The organism is Streptomyces sp. NPDC030862, assembly GCF_055571835.1.
This window is the reverse complement of record NZ_JBVIEN010000009.1, coordinates 76206-92850: the sequence shown is the minus strand read 5'-3', so window position 1 is coordinate 92850 and position 16645 is coordinate 76206. Positions and strand designations below refer to the sequence as shown.

General features: G+C 71.9%; 10 protein-coding genes. 6 read left to right on the top strand and 4 right to left on the bottom strand.

What is annotated here, in order from left to right; all coding sequences use genetic code 11:
• Positions 1–69: 69 nt before the first annotated feature.
• The 3 genes from ACZ42X_RS23860 to ACZ42X_RS23850 all read left to right on the top strand — a co-directional run bounded on the left by ACZ42X_RS23860 (position 70) and on the right by ACZ42X_RS23850 (position 6348).
• Positions 70–2688, top strand: a complete 2619-nt coding sequence (locus tag ACZ42X_RS23860; protein WP_468293615.1) for a bifunctional FO biosynthesis protein CofGH — start codon at positions 70–72, stop codon at positions 2686–2688.
• Positions 2689–2692: 4 nt separating this feature from the next.
• The gene (locus ACZ42X_RS23855) at positions 2693–5131 is read left to right on the top strand and encodes a tetratricopeptide repeat protein (protein WP_468293612.1); all 2439 of its coding nucleotides are present in this window, start codon (positions 2693–2695) and stop codon (positions 5129–5131) included.
• A gap of 95 nt (positions 5132–5226) precedes the next feature.
• Positions 5227–6348 (top strand): ADP-ribosylglycohydrolase family protein, encoded by a 1122-nt coding sequence (locus tag ACZ42X_RS23850; RefSeq protein WP_468293609.1) that lies wholly within the window; start codon positions 5227–5229, stop codon positions 6346–6348.
• On the opposite strand, the gene ACZ42X_RS23845 is transcribed toward ACZ42X_RS23850, so the two are convergent.
• The 4 genes from ACZ42X_RS23845 to ACZ42X_RS23830 all read right to left on the bottom strand — a co-directional run bounded on the left by ACZ42X_RS23845 (position 6333) and on the right by ACZ42X_RS23830 (position 10491).
• A complete protein-coding gene (locus ACZ42X_RS23845) occupies positions 6333–7853 on the bottom strand; it encodes a sodium:solute symporter family protein (protein WP_468293606.1) in 1521 nt (506 codons plus the stop codon). The genes ACZ42X_RS23850 and ACZ42X_RS23845 overlap by 16 nt on opposite strands.
• A gap of 419 nt (positions 7854–8272) precedes the next feature.
• Positions 8273–8473 carry a DUF397 domain-containing protein gene (locus ACZ42X_RS23840; RefSeq protein ID WP_355367641.1) on the bottom strand — a complete coding sequence of 67 codons (201 nt, stop codon included), beginning with the start codon at positions 8471–8473 and terminating at the stop codon, positions 8273–8275.
• Positions 8474–8659: 186 nt separating this feature from the next.
• Positions 8660–9517: a helix-turn-helix domain-containing protein gene (locus ACZ42X_RS23835; protein WP_468293603.1), complete on the bottom strand. Its 858-nt coding sequence runs from the start codon at positions 9515–9517 to the stop codon at positions 8660–8662.
• Between the two features lie 224 nt (positions 9518–9741).
• The gene (locus tag ACZ42X_RS23830; protein ID WP_468293600.1) at positions 9742–10491 is read right to left on the bottom strand and encodes a GOLPH3/VPS74 family protein; all 750 of its coding nucleotides are present in this window, start codon (positions 10489–10491) and stop codon (positions 9742–9744) included.
• Positions 10492–10669: 178 nt separating this feature from the next.
• Between ACZ42X_RS23830 and ACZ42X_RS23825 the strand changes: the two genes are divergently transcribed.
• The 3 genes from ACZ42X_RS23825 to ACZ42X_RS23815 all read left to right on the top strand — a co-directional run bounded on the left by ACZ42X_RS23825 (position 10670) and on the right by ACZ42X_RS23815 (position 15733).
• Positions 10670–13048: a D-alanyl-D-alanine carboxypeptidase family protein gene (locus ACZ42X_RS23825; RefSeq protein WP_468293598.1), complete on the top strand. Its 2379-nt coding sequence runs from the start codon at positions 10670–10672 to the stop codon at positions 13046–13048.
• A 140-nt stretch (positions 13049–13188) separates the two neighbouring features.
• Entirely contained in the window at positions 13189–15021 is a 1833-nt protein-coding gene (locus ACZ42X_RS23820; protein WP_468293596.1) for an MFS transporter, read from the top strand.
• A 40-nt stretch (positions 15022–15061) separates the two neighbouring features.
• Positions 15062–15733, top strand: a complete 672-nt coding sequence (locus tag ACZ42X_RS23815) for an adhesin (RefSeq protein ID WP_468293594.1) — start codon at positions 15062–15064, stop codon at positions 15731–15733.
• Positions 15734–16645 lie beyond the last annotated feature (912 nt).

Sequence of the window (16645 nt, the reverse complement as noted above, 5' to 3'; positions counted from 1 at the left end):
CGTGCCCGTGGCCGTGCTGCCTGCGGGAGCCGGGACTGCGCCGCGGGGGCGGCTCGTATGCTCGGGCCCATGACTGATGACCAGCCCGGACGCCCCGCCGACCACCCCACCAGCCGCCCCACGGAAAACGCCATGCGACGGGCGTTGCGACGAGCCAGGGACGGGGTCGCTCTGGACGCCGGGGAGGCCGCCGTGCTCCTCCAGGCGCGCGGCGCGGACCTGGAGGCGCTGGCCGCGTCCGCCGCGCGGGTGCGGGACGCGGGGCTCGCGGCGGCCGGGCGGCCCGGGGTCATCACGTACTCGAAGAGCGTGTTCATCCCGCTCACCCGGCTGTGCCGCGACAAGTGCCACTACTGCACCTTCGTGACCGTGCCGGGCAAGCTGCGGCGTGCGGGACACGGGATGTTCATGTCGCCGGACGAGGTGCTGGACATCGCCCGGCGCGGCGCCGAACTCGGCTGCAAGGAAGCCCTGATCACGCTCGGCGACAAGCCCGAGGACCGCTGGCCCGAGGCGCGCGAGTGGCTGGACGCGCACGGCTACGACGACACCCTCGCCTACGTACGGGCCATGGCGATCCGCATCCTGGAGGAGACCGGGCTGCTGCCGCATCTCAACCCCGGTGTCATGTCGTGGACCGACTTCCAGCGGCTCAAGCCGGTGGCGCCCTCCATGGGCATGATGCTGGAGACGACGGCGACCCGGCTCTGGTCGGAACCGGGCGGCCCGCACCACGGCTCGCCCGACAAGGAGCCGGCGGTGCGGCTGCGGGTGCTGGAGGACGCGGGGCGGTCGTCGGTGCCGTTCACCAGCGGGCTGCTCATCGGGATCGGCGAGACGTACGAGGAGCGGGCGGAGTCGCTGTTCGCGCTGCGCCGCGTCGCCCGCGCGTACCACGGCATCCAGGAGCTGATCATCCAGAACTTCCGCGCCAAGCCGGACACGGCGATGCGCGGCATGCCGGACGCCGAGCTCGACGACCTGGTCGCCACCATCGCCGTCGCCCGGCACATCATGGGCCCCTCCGCCTGCCTCCAGGCCCCGCCGAACCTGGTCGACGGCGAGTACGCGCGCCTCATCGGCGCCGGGATCGACGACTGGGGCGGCGTCTCCCCGGTCACCATCGACCACGTCAACCCCGAGCGGCCGTGGCCGCAGATCGACGCGCTCGCCGAGCACTCCGCGGCCGCCGGCTTCGAGCTGCGCGAACGCCTCTGCGTCTACCCCGAGTTCGTACGGCGAGGCGAGCCGTGGCTCGACCCCCGTGTACTGCCGCACGTACGGGCGCTGGCCGACCCGGAGACGGGCCTCGCGAACCCCGACGCACCGGTGCGCGGGCTGCCGTGGCAGGAACCCGACGAGGGCTTCACCGCGTCGGGCGAGGGCTCCGGCCGCACCGACCTGCACCGCACCATCGACACCGAGGGGCGTACCGGCGACCGCCGGGACGACTTCGACGAGGTGTACGGCGACTGGGAGGCCCTGCGCGAGGCCGCCGCGCCCGGCATGGTGCCGCAGCGCATCGACACCGACGTGCGCGAGGCCCTCGCGGTGGCCGCCGACGACCCGACGCGCCTCACCGACGACCAGGCGCTCGCGCTGCTGCACGCGGACGGGCCGGCGCTCGACGCGCTCTGCCGGATCGCGGACGACGTCCGCAAGGCGGCCGTCGGCGACGACGTCACCTACATCGTCACCCGCAACATCAACTTCACCAACGTCTGTTACACCGGCTGCCGCTTCTGCGCCTTCGCCCAGCGCCGCACCGACGCCGACGCGTACACCCTCTCCCTGGACCAGGTCGCCGACCGCGCCCAGCAGGCGTGGGACGTCGGCGCGGTCGAGGTCTGCATGCAGGGCGGCATCCACCCGGACCTGCCCGGCACGGCGTACTTCGACATCGCCCGCGCCGTGAAGGCCCGCGTCCCCGGCATGCACGTCCACGCCTTCTCGCCGATGGAGGTCGTCAACGGCGCGACCCGCACGGGCCTTTCGATCCGCGAGTGGCTGACCGCCGCCAAGGAGGCCGGTCTCGACTCGATCCCCGGCACCGCCGCCGAGATCCTCGACGACGAGGTCCGCTGGGTGCTGACGAAGGGCAAGCTGCCGACCGCCACCTGGATCGAGGTGATCACCACCGCGCACGAGCTGGGCATCCGGTCGTCGTCGACGATGATGTACGGCCACGTCGACCAGCCCCGCCACTGGCTGGGGCACCTGCGCACCCTCGCCCGCATCCAGCGGGAGACCGGCGGCTTCACGGAGTTCGTGACGCTCCCGTTCATCCACACCAACGCGCCCGTGTACCTCGCCGGCATCGCCCGCCCCGGCCCGACGGCCCGCGACAACCGCGCCGTCACCGCCATGGCGCGCCTCCTGCTCCACCCCCACATCCCGAACATCCAGACCAGCTGGGTGAAACTCGGGGCGGACGGCGCCGCCGAGATGCTCCGCTCCGGCGCCAACGACCTCGGCGGCACCCTCATGGAGGAGACCATCTCCCGCATGGCCGGCTCCTCCTACGGCTCGTACCGCTCCGTCAAGGACCTCACCGCCATCGCCGAGGCGGCCGGCCGCCCGGCCCGCCCCCGTACGACCCTGTACGGCGAGGTCCCCGAGGAACGGCGGCGCGCGGCGGCCGCGTCCGACGGACACCTGCCGGAGCTGCTGCCGGTGCTGACAGACTGACGGCATGAGGTCGGGAGCGGGGGGCGCGTGGCCGTCGATGCGCGAGCTGATCGAGCGGCGCAGGCGGGCGGGATTCGTCGGCAGGGAGCGCGAAAAGGCGTTGTTCCGCGAGAACTTCGCCACCGCGCCGGACGAGGAACGGCACCGGTTCCTCTTCCACGTCCGGGGCGACGCGGGCGTCGGCAAGACCCCCCTTGTTCGGGAACTCCTCGCCGTCGCCGAGGAGTTCGACGCCGTCACGGCCTATGTCGACGACGACGCCGACAGCGTGCCCGACGTGATGGCGGCGATCAGCGCGGCCTTCGCCCGGCAGGGGCACGCCCTGAAGGCGCTGGACCGGCAGCTGGCGACGTACCGGCAGCGCCGACACGAGGCGGAGCTGTCCGCGATGGAGGCGCAGCCGGACCCCGGCGTGCCGTCGCCGGGCAGCACCGCCGTGGCGCAGGCCGGGCTGATCGCCGCGGGCATGCTGCCGGTGGTCGGCGCCTTCACCGGGGCCGTCGACCCCGCGGCCGTCGCCCGCCGTGCCGACCGGATCAGGGCCGTGCTCGCCGCCCGCTTCCACGACCCCCAGGACGTCCAGCTGGTCCTCGACCCGCTCAAGGTCCTCACCCCGGTGCTGGTGGGCGAACTGGACCGGGTGGCCGCCGAGGTGCCCTGGCTGGCCCTGTTCTTCGATGCTTATGAAAGCACCGGACCCTTCCTCGACAGGTGGTTACGCGACCTCGCTCTGCGCGGCCGGTACGGGGAGCCGCCCGCGAACCTGGTCATCACGCTGGCCGGGCAGCCGCGCCTCGACCCGGCGTGCTGGGCGGACTGGACCCCTCTCGTCGAGGACATGCCGCTGGCGCCGTTCACCGAGTCCGAGACGCGGCGGCTGCTGTCGGGCAGGGGCATCGTCGACGAACCGGTCGTTCAGGACGTCCTGCGCTTGTCGGGCGGTCTTCCCGTCCTGGTGTCCACCCTGGCCGAGAACCCCGGCGAACCGGACGCGGCGGGTGCGACGGCCGTGGACCGCTTCCTGAAGTGGGAGCACGACCCCGAGCGCCGGGCCGTCGCGCTGGCCTGCGCGCTGCCGCGCCGGCTCGACGAGGACGTGTTCGCGGTCGTCACCGAACGGGACCAGGCCGCGGCTCCGGCGCTGTACGGCTGGCTGTGCACGCTGCCGTTCGTCTCCCGCCGCGACGGTTACGTCCACTACCACGACGTCGTACGCGGCCCCATGCTGCGGCTCCAGCGAACCGGCTCACCACGCCGCTGGCGCGAGGCGCACACGCGGCTCGCGGGCGCCTTCGCCGCGTGGGCGGCCGCGGCGGCCGACGGGATCGACGGCCACGAGCCGTGGGAGCACGAGCACTGGCGCGCCTTGAGGCTGGAGGAGCTGTACCACCGGCTGTGCGCCGATCCGCGGGGCGCGTTGCCCGGCGTCCTGCCGGACGGCATCACGGCGTACGACGACGGGGAGATGGCGGGCCGCCGCTGGACCAGGATGCTGGCGGAAGCGGCCGAGGTCACCGGGGAGGCGGTGATGCGCCGCTGGGCGGAGGAGTGCCTGGAGGCGCTCGCCGACCCCGGCCGGGGTGCCCCGGCGGTATGGGGGATGTTCCTCGCCCGGCCGGAGCTGGACGACGGCGACCGGGCCCGCGCTCTCGTCGCCCGGGCGCGGGAGTCACGGATGGCGGGGCGGTTCGAGGAGGCGCTCGCGGACTACGACCGCGCGCTGACGCTCGGACCGGCCTACGCCAAGGCCCACACGGGGCGGGCGATCCTGCACCGGGTCCTGGGCCGGTACGACGATGCCCTGAGGGACCACGACCGTGCCGTGGAGCTGGCGCTCCACCCGGCGAGGGCCCTGGCGCACCGGGGCGAGACGTACCGGCGCGACGGCCGGTACACGGAGGCGGTGGCGGACTTCGACCGGGCGCTGGAGCTCGATCCCCGGCAGGCCTGGCCGCGCGCGAGCCGCGCCCAGGCGAAGTACGCGCTCGGCCGGCCGGCCGAGGCCATGGAGGACCTCGAGATCGCGCTGAGCATCAACCCCGACTACCCGTGGGCCCTGGTCCGGCGCGGCCAGGTGCGACGTGCCCTCGGCGACCTGGACGGTGCCCTGGCCGATCTCGACCGGGTGGAGCGGATGACGCCCGACAACCCGTGGGTGGTGAGCGAGCGCGGCGAGGTGCTGCGGGCGCAGGGCCGCCACCAGGAGGCGATCGGCCTGTACACGCGGGCGCTGCGGCTCGACCCGGCGTACGCCCGGGCGCTCGGCAGCCGGGCCCTGGCGTACGAGGCGATCGGCCGCCGCGCCGACGCCCTGCGCGACCTCGACGACGCGCTGGCCCTGGAGCCCGGCTACACGTGGGCGGCGGAGCAGCGGGAGCGCATCCTGCGGGACCCCATCCTGTCCGGGGGTTCCGGGGGTTCCGGGGACGAAACGGCCACGTGACGCGCGCACCTCGGCCGTCCGGCATCCGTTCGATTACAGTGCTGCGCGCCGGACGCAGGTGACGACGCAGGCGACAGGGACGGAAGGGGCGCGAGGTGTGTGCAGCAGCCACGGCTGTCTGGGGCCGGGCCGAGCAGCAGGACTTCCGGGCCCGGGTGCGGGGGTGCCTGCTGGGGGCGGCCATCGGTGACGCCCTCGGGGCCGGGGTCTCCACGCTGTCCGTGGAGGCGATCCGCGCGGCCCACGGGGCGGACGGGCTCGCCGATCTGGCGCCCGCCTACGGGCGGCGCGGTGCCGTCACGTCGGCCACGCAGCTCACGCTGTTCACCGTCGACGGGCTCATACGGGCCCAGGTGCGCCGCGACACCGGCGCCTGGCACCCGCCGTCCGACGTGCACCGCGCCCATCTGCGGTGGGCGGCCACGCAGCGCGACTGGGGCCCGGACGAGCGGCGCAAGGACAACGGCTGGCTCGCCTGCGAGGAGTGGCTGTACGCGCGCCGCGACCCGGCGCGGGCGACGCTCACCGGGCTCGCCGACGAGGTCCTCGGCACGCTCGACCGGCCGAAGAACCCCGGCGCCCGGGACGCGGGGGCCGTCGTGCGCTCCGCGCCGTTCGGGCTGCTGGTCGGGTGGGAGCCGCAGCTGGTGTGCCAGCTGGCCGTCGAGTGCGCGGCGCAGACGCACGGGCACCCCGCCGCGTACCTGGCCGCCGGGGCGTTCGCCGTCATCGTGCACGGCCTCGCGCGCGGCGAGACCCTCGACGGGTCCGTGCAGCGGGCGATGGTCCAGCTCGCGCCCCGCCCCGGCCACGAGCCGGTCACCGAGGCGCTGAAGCACGCCCTCGGCGCCGTACGGCAGGGCATCCCCGGCCCGGCGAGGATCGCGTCGCTCGGCGACACCGACGGCGAGCACGCCGAGGACGCGCTGGCCATCGCCGTGTACTGCGCCCTGGTCAGCGAGGACGTACGGCACGGGTTGCGGCTCGCCGTGAACCACGACGGCCCGTCCGAGGCCACCGGGTCGCTGACCGGCGCGCTGCTGGGCGCCCTGCACGGCGAGACCGCCCTGCCGCCGACCTGGCTGGCCGAGCTGGAAGGGCGGCCGACGCTCCTGGAGATGGCGGACGACTTCGCCATGGAGATGACCCAGGGCCCGGCCCTGCACGGTCCGGGGGTGTCGTCGCCGGGCTGGCTGGCCCGCTATCCGAGGGGCTGACGCGCCGCGGTCGGGGCGGGGCTGCCGTCGTCGGAGTGGAGCCGGTCGAGCACCCGGTCCCGCTCCGGGGTGTCCTCCGGCTTGAGGAAGCCGATGAGGACGTACAGCACGAGTGAGGTCGCGAGCGGCGAGACGATCTGGATCTGGAGCTCGATGGAGTCGAGCCCGTAGTTCGTCAGCCAGAAGGCGAACAGGCCCGCCGCCCACGACACCAGCGCCGCCGTCGGCCCGGACCGGCGGAAGGCGCGCAGCAGGCCCAGCATGAACGGGATCGCGATCGGCCCCATCAGACCGGCCACCCACTTGATGACGACCGTGATGATGTCCTTGAACGTGGGGGAGTCGACCTGCGTGGCCACCGCCATCGACAGCGCGAGGAACGCGATCGTCGACCAGCGCGCCGCGAGCAGCCCGGCCCGGTGCGTCCAGCCGCGCGCCGTCTTCGACAGGGCGGGCGCGATGTCGCGGGTGAAGACGGCGGCGATGGCGTTGGCGTCGGAGGAGCACATGGCCATCGTGTGCGAGAAGAAGCCGACGATCACCAGCCCGAGCAGCCCGTGCGGCAGCAGCTGCGCGGTCATCAGCGCGTACGCGTCCGACGCGTCCGGCTTCTGGGGCGTGACCAGCAGCGGCGCGACCCACATCGGGAAGAAGAGGACCAGCGGCCACACCAGCCACAGCACGGCCGACAGCCGCCCCGAGCGGGTGGCCTCGCGGGCGGTGGGCGTGGCCATGTAGCGCTGGGCCTGGTTCCACATGCCGCCGCTGTACTCGAAGGTCTTGATGAAGAGGTACGCGAGGAGGAACGTCAGCGTGTACGGCCCGGCCGTCGGGGCCGTGTGCCCCTGGAGCTCGGGCCGGTCCCACACGGTCCACAGCGCGCTGAAGCCGCCGAGTTCCGCCATGACGGCGACGAGCATGGCGATGCCGGCGAAGAACTGGATGACGAACTGGCCCAGTTCGGTGAGGGCGTCGGCCCACAGCCCGCCGACCGTGCAGTAGACGCCGGTGATGACACCGGTGATGAGGATGCCCTGGTTGAGGGAGATCCCGGTGAAGACGGAGAGCAGCGTCGCGATCGCCGCCCACTTCGCGCCCACGTCCACGATCTTCAGCAGCACCCCAGACCAGGCGAGGGCCTGCTGCGTGGGCAGGTCGTAGCGGTTCTTGAGGTACTCGAGGGGCGACGCGACCCCGAGCCGCGAGCGCAGGCGGTTGAGGCGGGGCGCGAAGAGGTGCGCGCCGACGGCGATGCCGATCGCGATGGGGAAGGACCAGGTGACGTACGAGGTGACGCCGTAGGTGTACGCGATGCCCGCGTACCCGGTGAACATCACCGCGCTGTAGCCGGACATGTGGTGCGAGATGCCCGACAGCCACCACGGCATCTTGCCGCCGGCGGTGAAGAAGTCGCCGACGTCGTCCACGCGTTGGTGGGACCACAGGCCGATCGCGACCATCACGCCGAAGTAGCCGATGAGTACGGCCCAGTCCAGACTGTTCATGTGTCCCCTCCAGGGGTCCGCATCGTGAACGTCGAGGCGCTTCGCCGGTCGGTCGTCAGACAGCGGGAAACCCTGTGCGGGAGCGGCGACTTGGGGGATTGAACCGTTTGTTCGCCCGGAGGGTCAAGAGGTTCCGGGTCATGAGTGTGAACATCGGTCAGCGAGGCGGACGATTTTACTCGCTCTTGACCTGGCGGGCCGTTGTTGTGATCGCGAGGGCGGCCCCACGATGTGGGGGCGCTTCGTCGGCAGCGGGGAGGGGCGCCGGGTGCGGACATGACCGAGCCCCCTCGGCCGGGACGGCGGGCCAGTCGAGAGGGCTCATGCGGTGATGCGGTGATGCGGTGACGCCTGCGTACGGTGACGCGGTGACGCGGTGGTGCCGTGACGCGGTGGTGCGGTACGGCGAGGGGGGCTGCTCAGAGCGCGCCCGTGCTCACTTCCCTCACGAACGCGTTCCACGACTCCGGTACGAAGGTGATCGACGGGCCGGCCGGGACCTTCGAGTCCCGGACCGCGATCTCCTGGACCACCGGGGACTTCACCTCGACGCACGCGCCGTTGCCACCCGAGTACGAGGACTTCGTCCAGGTGTCCGTGGCGCCCTGAATAATTGCCATCTTCTTCGCTCCGGTTTCTGACCGCGATGGGTCGCGAGTCGGTCGTGCTGGCGTGATCGACGCTACTCGCCGGCCCCGGAGCGCGGGCCCGTCATTCACTCGACTGGATGGCATATTCCATGGAGGCTTCCCTTGAAGGCCGACAGGGGTGTACCTTGCCGGCCTTCTTGTAGGGGCCCCTGTACATCAGCGTGCGTAGTCCTTCATCACGTCGGTGATGAACTGCCGCGTCTGGTCGGCGTTCAGGGCCTGGGCGCGCAGGTGCTCGTACATCACGCTGTACCGCTGCACGTCGTTCGGCTTCTCCAGGTAGAGGTCACTGGTGACGCCCTCGATGTAGACGACGGACGAGTCCGAGGCGTCCGGGAACTCCAGGATCGCGTAGTGCCCGCTGATGCCCGGGTGCGCGCCCATGTCGAACGGCAGCACCTGCACGGTCACGTGGGGCTGCTGCGACTGCTCGACGAGGTGCTCCAGCTGCTCGATCATCAGCTGCTTGTCGCCGACCACGCGGCGCAGCGCCGCCTCGTCGATCACCGCCCACAGGCGCAGCGGCGGGTCGGCGTCCTTGATGCGGTCCTGGCGGCGGGCGCGGACGTTGACGCGCTTCTCGATGTCGGCCGGCGAACTCTCCGGCAGCGCGCCGGTGATCAGCGCCTCCGCGTACCGCCGTGTCTGCAGCAGACCCGGCACGACCTGCGGTTCGTACACGCGCAGGGAAGCGGCGTCGGTCTCCAGGCCGATGTACACGCTGTACGGGATGTCGCCGAAGGCGTGCCACCAGCCCTGCTGGCGCGAGTCCTTGGCCATTTGCATCAGCGAGTCCACGATGCGGTGGTCCTCGACCTCGTACACCCCGCACAGGTCGCGGACGTCGCGCTGACTGATGGAACGGCGGCCGTTCTCGAGGCGGCTGATCTTCGACTGTGAGACCAGCAGCCGTTCCGCCACCTCCTCCGCCGTCATGCCCTTGAGCTCACGCAGTCGCCGCAGCTCCTGGCCCAATCTGCGTCGCCTGACGGTGGGGTTGACGTTGGACGCCACGGAAACTGCACCTCCGGCTGCCTAGCTGTGACTTGGCGTAGCTCTGCGTATCTACGTCTCAGCAGACTGCCACCAAAGCGCCGGTCTCGCTGGAAAATGGCCAGACGTACGGCGAGCGCGAGCGCGCGGGACGGTCACCAGGGACTGTCCCGCGCGCTTTTGTGCGGCTCCCGAACGGGCTCTTCGAGTTCGTGCTGCGTGGTGCGTGGTGCGGGTGCGTGCTGCTACGCGCTCACGACGCGGGCCATGGCCCCGGTGGCGCGCGACCGCGGCTGCAACGGGACACCACCGCCCGGCGCCTGCCGGGTGGGGCCCCCCGCCGCGGGGGTGCCGCTACGGCGGGGCTGCGCGCCCGCGCCGTTCTGGACGTCCATGACGGCGTGCGCCACGAGTCCGCCCATGGGGTCGTGCCTGATCAGATCCCGCAGCCGGGAACGGGACGAGCGTCCTTCGTTGCCCGGGTACAGGTGCTTGCCGAGCCCGACCGCATGGGCCAGCGCGGCAAGCGCCGCGGTCCGCGGGTCCGGCGGCACACCGGTGCGGATCGCGCTGTCCAGCCGGGCCCTGATCTCCCGGCTGATCGCCGTCTCCGTCGCCTGATAGCGCGTCGTCGGCAGTACCCCGCACATCTGGCCCTCGACGGCATGCACCATGCCGCACCGTTCCAGATGCGAGAGATACGTCTGGCGGAGCCCCAGTCGGGGCCCGCCGATCCAGTGGACGGCGCGCACCGGGCTGCCGCGCCTGCGCAGCAACTCGAGCGCGGAGTCCAGGGTCGGATCTCCGGTCGGCCGTGGCATCACCACGGCGATACGATCCCCGTCAGGGGCTATCCGTCCCGCCAGAGCCAGCTCCACTAGCTGAGCTCCGGCGAGACCGAGGTCGAGCGACTGCGGCTGCGCTGTGGTACCCGTGGCCGGGTCCAGAGCGAGCAGCAGAAGCTCCTCCGGAAGTGTTCTGCGGCTCCTGCCCATCCATGCCTCCCCGCGTGGATGAATGACAGGGTGACCCCTCTCACATTGGTCTGTCGAGAGTGCCTGGGTGCTTCGTACGGGAACCGGTAGGTATGTCGTTCTCGTCTTGCACGGGGGCCAAGCGCTCACACAGGACACTGGTACATGGTTCGGACACGGCGTTTTTGAAGGAGGCACGGTGGCGGGCGAGTCCCCCGACAAGTCGGAGCAGCGGAAGCCGTCGGGGGAGACGGCGTCGGGCGCACGCGACCCGAGGGTGCAGATGCGCGGCGACGGGACGGTCGTCGACCAGCCGACAGCGGTCTTCAAGACGCTCCCGCGCGCGGCGGCGGTTCCGCGCCCGGACGCTGCTTTGGACGACGCCTCGGACGACGCCTCGGACGACGCCTCGAAGGAGCCCGTGGAAGCCGAGGAGTCCGACGAGGCCGAGGAGTCCGAGGCTTCCGGTGACGCCCGGCTGAAGGCCGCGGTGGAGGCATGGGTGTCGCGTGACGCCAATGCGGACGCGGACGCGGAGGGTGAGGGCGAGGGGGCGGAAAGTTCCGCCACGCCCGACGGCGGGGAGGCCGCACCGGACCAGGCCGAGGACGAGGGATCCGACGGCGAGGGATCCGACGGCGAGGCCGACGAGCCCGGCACCGACGAGCCCGGCACCGACGACGAGGCCGACGAAGACGACGAACGCGACGAAAGCGGCGAAGACGACAAGGGCGCGGAGGCCGCCGCTCCCGACGCCGTCACCGGCGATGCAGCTGCGAAGAAGACCGTTCCCGCCCCCGCGTCCGCGGAGAAGGACGAGAAGGGCGAGAAGGGCGAGAAGGGCGAGAAGGGCGAGAAGGGCGAGAAGGTTGAGGGGGACAAGGCTGCCGACGAGTCCGAGGCCGCGCCCGTCGACCAGCCCACCGCCGTCTTCAAGGCGATCCCCCGCAAGGCCGTGGACCAGCCGACCACCGCGCTGAAGGCGGTCGCGCCCAAGTCCGGCCCCGCGTCCGCTCCCGCGTCCGCTCCCGCTCCCGCGTCCGCCGCTCCCGAGCCGGCGGCCGAGCGGACCAGCAAGTTCGTACCGCTGCGGCCCGACATGAAGGAGCCGGGCGCGCCGGCCACGTCCGCGTCGAAGCCCGCGCCGAAGCCCGCACCGGAGCAGCAGGACAAGCAGGACAAGCCGGATACCCAGGACAAGCCGAAGGTCGCGGCGTCGGCGCCGGCGTCGGTCACCGCTCCGGCCTCCCTCACCGAGGCCGAGCGGACCAAGCAGCAGCCCCTCCCGCCCCGCCCGCCGCTGGACCTGCTCGCGGAGCTGACGAACACGCCGCCCCCGCCGCCGACCCCGGTGCGCACGCTCATCCGGCGCGTGAAGATCTGGACGCCGCTGGTCGCGCTCCTGCTGATCGTCTTTGCGATCGTGCAGCTCGTACGCCCGCTGCCCGCGCCCACCCTCACGCTCGCCGTCTCGCCCGCGTACACCTTCGAGGGCGGAAAGCTCACGATGCCGTGGCCCGGCGAGGGCCAGGGTGCCGTCGAGGTCGACGGCGTCGGCATGATCGGCACGTACGGCGCGAGCAAGCCCGCGCCCATCGCGAGCGTCGCGAAGACGATGACGGCGTACGTGATCCTCAAGGAACACCCGATCACCGGCAAGCAGACGGGCCCGCAGATCGAGGTCGACGCGACGGCCGAGAAGGAGGGCAGTCACGACGACGAGTCGAAGGTGACGGTGAAGAAGGGGGAGAAGTACACCGAGAAGCAGATGCTTCAGATGCTCATGATCCCCTCGGCGAACAACATCGCCCGCCAGCTCGCCCGCTGGGACTCCGGTTCGGAGGCCGAGTTCGTCAAGAAGATGAACGACGCGGCCAAGGACCTTGGCATGACCAACACCACGTACACGGACCCGAGTGGCCTGAACTCCACCACCGTGTCCACGGCGGTCGACCAGATCAAGCTCGCCAAGGCGGCCATGCAGAACGACGTCTTCCGCGAGATCGTGAACTCCCCGAACGCCACCATCGAGGGCTCCGTGGGACGGATGGAGAACAACAACACCATCCTCCTCAAGCCCGGCGTGAGCGGCGTCAAGACCGGCTCCTCCACCCCCGCCGGCGGCAACCTGCTCTGGGCCGCCAACGCGCTCGTGGACGGCAAGGAGCGCCGGATCGTCGGCATGGTGATGGGCGCGCAGAACGCCGTCACGCTGCACGACAAGCTGACGCTCGCCATCGAGAAGTACAGCTACGACCTCATCAAGGCGGCGCAGGACGGCATCACCTCGGCCACCATCGTCAAGAAGGGCGAAGTGGTCGGCCACGTCGACGACGGCCTCGGCGGCCGTACGCCGGTCGTCGCCACCAAGGACCTGAAGCCGGTCGGCTGGCCGGGCCTGAAGGTGGACCTGAAGCTGGCGGCCGGCGGCACGCCGCTCCCGCACTCGGCGAAGGAGGGCACCGTGGTCGGTGAGCTCTCCGTCGGCGAGGGCACGGGCAAGGTCGCCGTTCCGGTGGCGCTTGAGCGGGACCTGGTGGAGCCGGGCGTCGGCGACAAGCTGGTCCGGCTCGGCTGAGGTGCGCCGCCCGGCCCCGTACGCGCACGCACATGTGCACGTGCACGCGTACGGGGACGGGGGCCGTCCGAGGACGTGTGCCTCGGTATCGTGTGGGCCATGCCCGGGCCGGGCCCGGGGTGCAGACGGAGAGAGCCGCGGTGACCACCACTGAGCCGACGCGCGCGGAGGCGGGCGACGCCCCGACCAGCCGAGTCGCCCCCCGCCGAGACGCCCCCACCGGACCGCGTGACAGGGCACCTGTGAGCGACGGCACCGGCGGCGCACGCCTCGCGCACCGCCTCCGCCGCCACCCCGTCGCCCTCGCGACGGCCCTCGCCGCGCTCACCCACATCGTCTGGTTCCTGCTCTTCGCGAACAGCGGCGGCGACCTGGCGGCCCAGGACGCGTGGGCCGAGTTCGTCGGGCGCCACCCCGACTCGGCGTACAACCTCGCCTGGTACGGCGGCATGCACCCGGTCTCGTACAGCGTGGTCTCGCCGTACCTGATGTCGGTGCTCGGTGTACGGACGACGATGATGGCGGCCGGCACCGCGTCGGCCGCGCTCACGGCGCTGATCCTCGTGCGGGTGCGGGCGGTGCGCAATCCGCTGGCGTGCGCGCTCGCCGCCGTGTTCGCGCTGCTGTGCAACGCGCTGTCGGGCCGGGTGACCTTCGGCCTCGGCATGATGTTCGCGCTCGGCGCGGTGGCGGCGGTCTTCTGCTGGCCGTACCGCTGGCGCCACAAGCGCTGGGCGAAGGCGGCGGTCGCCGCGCCGCTCGCCGGACTCGCGACCGCCGCCAGCCCGGTGGCCGGGCTCTTCCTCGGGGTGGCGGCCGCTGCGCTGTTCCTCAACAAGCGGCGCCCGGGGGCGTACGCGCTCGGCCTCGCGCCGGTCGCGGTCGTCGCGCTCTCCTCCTGGCTGTTCCCCTTCTCCGGTACGCAGCCGATGTCGTTGGCGTCGACGACGCTGCCATTCCTCTTCGGGGTGCTGGTCTTCGTCCTCGTACCGCGCGACTGGCGCACGGTCCGCACGGGCGCGGCGGTGTACGCGCTGGGCACGCTGCTCACCTGGCTCATCGACTCGCAGATCGGCTCCAACGTCTCGCGGCTGCCCATGCTGTTCGCGGGCGTGGTGCTGCTGGCGGCCCTGCCGTACACGGCGCCGCGCACGGTCCGGTGGTACGCGGTCGTCCTGGCGTTCATCGGCCTCAACGGCTGGATCGGCTTCAAGAGCGTGGACGACGTGGTCCGTACGGCTCCGGACGCGGCGTGGGCGAGGGAGGCGGCGCCGCTGATCAACCAGTTGCAGGTGCGGGGCGCGGAGAAGGCGCGCGTCGAGGTCGTACCGGCACGCAGCCACCGCGAGGCGTCCGCCCTCACGCCGTACATCAACCTCGCGCGGGGCTGGAACCGGCAGGCGGACATGGAGCGCAACCCGGTCTTCTACGACGACACGCTCAACTCCGTCACCTACCGGGACTGGCTGCACCGCTGGGCCGTGCACTACGTGGTGCTGCCCAAGGGCGAGCCGGACACCGGCGCCGAGCAGGAGGCGAAACTGGTGCGGGACGGGCAGCCGTACCTGAAGCAGGTGTGGGCGGACGACAACTGGCGGCTGTTCGCGGTCGAGGACCCGACGCCGCTGGCCGATCCGCCGGCGACGGTGGAGCGGGCGGGCGCCGGGGAGGTGACGATCCGGGTGACGTCGGAGGGGCGGGTGCTGATCCGGGTGCCGTACTCGCCCTGGCTCGCGCTCCTGGACGAGGAGGGGAAGAAGGTCGAGCCGCCGCAGGAGACGGAGGCGTCGAAACTGCGGGACGACGGCGTGAAGTCGTACGAGAACACCGCCGGCTGCCTGCTGAAGGCGGAGGAGGACGCCGAGGGCGACGAGTGGACGGAGCTCCTCGCGCCGAAGCCGGGCGTCTACCGCCTGGCGGCCCCGTACAAGCTCTTCCCCCGCGGCACTCCGTGCCCGGAAGAACTGCGCTGACTCTCCCGTTACCGTGGGTGACGCCTCATAGTGATCGGCTATGGCAAGCGAACGCACCATACGGACGGCGGTTGTTGTCGCGGCGGCGGCCTGCTGCCTCGCGGCCTGCGACCCGGCCGCCGAGGCCCCGCGGAACGACGGGTTCACCCCGCCCGAACGCAGCCTCCCGTCCCGCATAGCCCCCACCGGCGTGCCGGCGTACACGGAGTGGGCCGGCCCCGGCTGCACGACCGACACCGACTACCGCGAACACGGCCGCTTCGAGAACGGCGACGCGGCCTGGTACACGGTCCCGTCCGGCGGCCACCGCGACGACTCCTGCGACGGCCGCTTCACCGCCCTCCCCATGTCGGGCGGCCCCGACCGCGACGGCCCCTCCACCGTCACCTGGACCTGGCCGGTCGGCACCTCCTACGAGCGCTGCGCCCTGGCGGTGTTCATCCCCGACGGCCCGCGTGACATCGATGTCGCGGGCAACCCGACGATCTACCGCATCCTCGCGAACCCGGACGACGACCCGTCCTCCGCGTACGCCGTCTTCGGCATCCGCCAACCGCGCCACCGCGGCACGCTGGTCGAGGTCGGCACGTACGAGGTCCGCTCCTCGACCTTCACGGTGCTGCTGAGGGACCGGGGCCGCGACTGGGGCGACGCCTCCCTGGTGGGGGCGCACCACGCGGCGGGGCAGATGAAGCTGCGCTGCGAGGGGTGACGCCGCTGGCGTGTGACGCCGGGGCGGGTTGACGCGGTTCAGGCCGTGATCCTATGGTCCGCCTTGCGCGTGGTGTTCTGCCTGGCGCCGAAATTCGAGTAGGTGAGGGAAGTCGTGGGGTTGCTGCTCTCGTACCTGCTCCTTTTCCTTGTCCAATGCGGCTTGATGACGTTGCAGATTGCCGGCGCGTTTCTGCTCATGGTGAGTGCGGCTCTCTTTATCCGGCGCTCAGCTACTGCGCGGAAGCGTCGAGCCGACGGCCTTCCTCCGAAAGGGACGCCAGCGGCACCATATGTGCTGGGCGGCATCGGCATCGCCTTGCTGGTTCCTGCTTCGGTGGTGCTCTTCGCCGGGAGGCGGTCGGGGATTTTCGAGACCTGGGCGATATAGGCCGAAACCGTGGTGATCTGCCGGTCGCGCACCGCCCCCACTCTGGCCTGACAGTCAGTGAGAGCCGCGGCCCTTGACACCTTCCGTGCCTGCTTGCAGCCCACGCCATGCGGTCCGCAGCCCTGCGAGTTCGCTGCGCGGAAAGGGGCGGCGCCATTCCGGCTGATAGCCGTCTTCGCCCCAGTCGTACGCGACTCGGTCGAATGCGCGGATGACTGTGCGACACAGCGTGTCGAGTGACTGGCGACTAGACCATAGGACGACCTCCGATTCGGCCGGCGCCTGATGGTCATCAGCCGCCACGACCCAGATGTCCACCGCGGCGCCCTGGAGCGTCCAAGTGAAAGCCGGCGTCGCCATGAGTCCCCCGTAAGATCACGGAGCTTGGGCCCCACCCTAAGGGCTGGCTCCTAACCGTCGGCCTGGCCACTGAAGGGGTAGTCGGGATCTGGGCCCTCGTCGTAGCGTCGGGTGGTCCCGCAGGGAGCTCGGGGGTGGGTCGGCTCCCAGGTGGCTTCGCAA